The organism is Micromonospora craterilacus, assembly GCF_003236315.1.
GTDB classification, from domain to species: domain Bacteria; phylum Actinomycetota; class Actinomycetes; order Mycobacteriales; family Micromonosporaceae; genus Micromonospora; species Micromonospora craterilacus.
The window spans coordinates 1-3,875 of sequence record NZ_POTY01000377.1 but is presented as its reverse complement, the minus strand read 5'-3'; the positions used below and the strand labels follow the sequence as shown (position 1 = coordinate 3,875).

The 3,875-nt window shown below is 75.2% G+C and carries 4 protein-coding genes; 1 reads left to right on the top strand and 3 read right to left on the bottom strand.

The features are described from left to right. A partial coding sequence (locus tag C1I95_RS32505; protein WP_199524012.1) for an SseB family protein occupies nt 1–1,494 on the bottom strand: 1,494 nt, incomplete at its 3' end. A gap of 151 nt (nt 1,495–1,645) precedes the next feature. Between C1I95_RS32505 and mycP the strand changes: the two genes are divergently transcribed. Further along, nucleotides 1,646–2,851 carry a type VII secretion-associated serine protease mycosin gene (gene mycP / locus C1I95_RS32500; protein ID WP_111219769.1) on the top strand — a complete coding sequence of 402 codons (1,206 nt, stop codon included), beginning with the start codon at nt 1,646–1,648 and terminating at the stop codon, nt 2,849–2,851. 119 nt (nt 2,852–2,970) lie between these two features. On the opposite strand, the gene C1I95_RS32495 is transcribed toward mycP, so the two are convergent. Together C1I95_RS32495 and C1I95_RS32490 are read right to left on the bottom strand one after the other, a co-directional pair. After that, a complete protein-coding gene (locus C1I95_RS32495; RefSeq protein WP_111219767.1) occupies nt 2,971–3,264 on the bottom strand; it encodes a WXG100 family type VII secretion target in 294 nt (97 codons plus the stop codon). Between the two features lie 25 nt (nt 3,265–3,289). Further along, nucleotides 3,290–3,610, bottom strand: coding sequence for a WXG100 family type VII secretion target (locus C1I95_RS32490; protein WP_111219765.1), 321 nt, complete (start codon nt 3,608–3,610; stop codon nt 3,290–3,292). Nucleotides 3,611–3,875 lie beyond the last annotated feature (265 nt).

Genomic DNA, 3,875 nt, shown 5'->3' with positions numbered 1-3,875 from the left:
GTGCTCTGTGGGCCTCTGCGGGGCACCGTTGGCCGCACCGACCGGGCGATCGGGCGCGGCCTCCGCGGTCAGGTCACGGGCCTCGATGATGGTGCCCTCGATGACGATCGGGGTGAAGCCGCGGCGCGGCGCCGGCGGGCCGGAGACCGGCTCCGCGATCGACGCGGGAATTTCCTCCGCGAGTTCCGGCGTCTGGCGACGGGGCAACGCCTGGGTCGCCTCGGCGCTGCCTGCGCCAGCGCCGTTGGCGGCATTGGTGCCGCCCGGGGTCCAGCCGGCCGGTGGAGGCACCCGCCCCGGGCGGGTCGGGTCCGGCGTCGAACCACCGGCCGTCGCCAGCGGCTGCGTCGTGTCCCCGCCCGGCCCCGGTCGCGCCGGGGTGGCGGACTGATCGCCCTCGGTGAAGACGAACGCTCGCGGCCTGCCTTCGGACGGCGGCTCGCCGGCCGGCCCGCGACGCGGAAACGGCTGGCTGCCCCGACCGAACCGGGACGGCGGTGTCGCCCGCTCGGTCAGGCGGTCGCCGCGATGGGCCGACCGACCGGCGGCCGGTTCGAAGAAGGACCGCCGGCCCGTCTGGTCGGCGCCGGGGTCGGCGGGGTGACCGTTGGCCGGCGGCCCGGGACGCTCGGGCGTCACCGGCCATCCGTGGCCCGGCGACGCGGATTCCTCGCCGCGTGCCGGCATCGGCCGACGCGGCGGCAGGGCACCCGGGCCCTCCGGCCGGACGGCACCGCCAGCACCGTGCCCGTCGCCACCGAGCCCACCCGGCCGGCTGCCACCGACGCCCTGCGGGCCGTCCGGTGCGGCCGACGCGAGCCCACCGGCAGCCGGGTGACCCGGCGCCCGGTCGGCGGGCTGCTGACGGTGCGGTCCGACGACCGTGCCCGGCGCCGCCACGGGGACCTCGGGAAGGTGAAAGGCCGCCGGGACCGCCGGTGGCGGCGCTACCGCTCGGCCCGCGCTGACACCAGCCGGACGCTGGCCCGGCTCGCCGGCCGTCGGTGCCGTCGGGCTGGACGGCGCCGCGCCCGCAGCGGCCTCGCGGGACCGGTTCAGCGCCTCGACGCGCTCCAGCCGCGCCCGAGCACCCACCGTGCGCCCCGGTAGCCGGACGTCGCCGCGGGACAACTGGGAGACGTACCAGGCGGGCAGATAGCCCTCGACAGGTAGGCCCGGGTTGACCGCCAGCCACCACTCGTGGTTCGGCCAGCCGGCGGCCAGCTCCGCGTAGCCGGTGCGTCGGCTGGGCCCGGCGTGCTCACCCAGACAGGTCCGCATCGCCTCGACGGAGGTGAATGCCAGCACGTGCGTGCGGCCGCCCGTGGTCCAGGTGCCCCAACCCACCGGTGTCTGCCCCCCGACCGGCTGGGCGGAGACCGGTAACAGCAGCTCGACGCTGGACAGGATGCGGAAGTAAAGCTGCTGGTCGTTGTTGCGCAGCGCGTCCCGCATCGCCGCCTCGGCCTCGGTGGCCGGCTCCCAGTCGGTCACGGCCACCCCTCCTCCCGGCACAGGCCATAGGTATCGCCTACAACCTACAAGGTGACCACAAGATCACAATGCCAGGCTGGCGGCGCTCCGCCCGGATCGTTCCGAGGCGATAACATCCCGTTCCGGTGTCGCCACGATACGGAGGCGGTCGATGTCCCGGTGCAGCCCGCGCCCACTCCTCGCGGGTCTGGCCGCCGCCCTGCTGGCCGGCCCGATGACGACCGCGCTGCCCACCACGGCGCTGGCCGCGCCGGGCTGCGCGGCCCCGCCGGCACCGGTCCGGCCGGTGTCGACCGTCCCCTGGCCCCAGCAGCGGTACGCCCCGGAGCGGCTGTCGCCGCTGGCGACCGGGTCGGGCGTCACCGTGGCGGTGGTCGACTCAGGCGTGGACCGGCGGCATCCCCAGCTCGCCGACCGGGTGCTCACCGGCACCGATCTGCTCGACCCGGGCGGTGACGGTAGCCGGGACTGCGTCGGCCACGGCACCGGCGTGGCGAGCATCATCGCCGCCGCCCCGCGCGACGGGATCGCCTTCCGCGGCTTGGCGCCGAACGCCCGGATCCTGCCGGTCCGGGTCAGTGAACAGCAGGTCGTGGACGGCCGAGGATCGGGGCGTACGGTCGGCCCGGACGGTTTCGCCCGAGCGATCCGCTGGGCGGTGGACAACGGCGCGGACGTGGTCAACCTGTCCGTCGTGCTGTACGCCGATCATCCGGCGGTGCGCGCGGCGGTCGCCTACGCGGTCGCCCGGGACGTGGTTGTCGTCGCCGCCGCCGGCAACCTGCACGGCAGCGGCGACCCGCGCCCCTACCCGGCGGCGTACGACGGGGTGCTCGGGGTGGGCGCGGTCGGTGCCGACGGCACCCGAGCCGCCTTCTCCCAGACCGGTTCCTACCTGGACCTGGTCGCGCCCGGCACGGACGTGCTGATCGCCGCCCCGGGCCAGGGCCACCAACGGGCCGAGGGGACCAGCTACGCCGCGCCCTTCGTGGCCGCCACCGCGGCCCTGCTCCGCCAGTACCGCCCCGAGCTGACCGCCGAGGAGGTGGCCACCCGGATCGTCGCCACCACCGACCCGGCCCCGGACGGCGGGTACGGCGCGGGAGTGCTCAACCCACACCGGGCGGTCACCGAAACCGGTGGCGGTCCGACGGGGCGCGACCGGTCGGCCGCCGCGCTGGCCGACGACCGGACCGATCCGGCGCTGCTGGCGCAGCAGGCCCGCCGCGCCACCGCGCGGGAGCGCGCGCTGCTGCTGGCCACCGCCGGCGGGCTGGTGGTGGTTTTCGTCGTGCTGGTGGCCGTGGTCGTGCCCCGGGGCGCCCGGCGGCGCTGGCGCCCCGCCGACCCGGGCTGAGATACCCATCGGCACCCGGGCGACGGCAGGGTGACGCCGGCCGGGACAGCCGCCGCCACCCGACGGCCCGTCGCCAACCGGCGGCACGCCACCACCCGACGGCCGTCGGCAACCGGTGGTCATTGGAAAAGGCCGGTGTTCCTCTTCTCGGTGTCGAGGTAGTCGGCCGCGGACTCGTCGACGGCCAGCTTGATGTCCCGCAGCATCGCCTGGAGGTCCTGCGAGGCGTTACGCCACCGGGCCTGCCGCTGCTCGTACGCCTGCTGGGCGGCACCGGACCAACTGGCCACCAGCGGGGCCGCGTCGCGCTCCAGCTGGCCGAGCTGCGAGTCGAGCGTGTTCAACGCCCGCTGGATGTCCGCGCTGGCCTGCTGCAACGCGGCGAAGTTGACGACCAGCACACCGTGCTCCATCGGATGTCTCCCCCTAGCTTCTGGACTAGAGCGGCAGCTGGATGCCGCCGCGGTTGGTCGCGGACACCCGGGTTGCCGCCTCGGTGTCCGACACGTCGTACTGGGTGCCGGCGGTGCGGATCGCGCCCGCGGTCTCCCGCAGCGCCCGCTGCAGGTTCGTCTGATCCTGCGCCCACTGCTGTTTGACCTGCTCGAACGACCGGCCGCCCGCACCGCGCCAGGCCTGCTGGAGCACCTCCAGCTGGGTCAGCAGCCCGCTGAGCATGGTCTGCAACGACTGGTCTGCCTGCTCGAACTTCACCGCGGTCTGCTGCATCACCGCGGCCTCTGCCTGGGTTTGGGACACCCCGACGTCACCTCGTCTCCTCGGTCGTGGCTGGCCCTGCGGCGAAACGCACCATCCACGACGCCGGAGGACGGGCGCGACGTGGGTACGGGGCCAACGAGAACTCGTCGCTGACGGTAGCGGCACGATCGCTGTTGTGCTACCCCGTCGCGCTCTCCTGTGGACAACGCGCGCCCCCGACGGTAACTACGATGGGCGGCAACAGGGTCGCAGCGGGTGATCAGCCGAGGAGGCGTGGTGGCGATGACCGGCACGCCCACCCGCC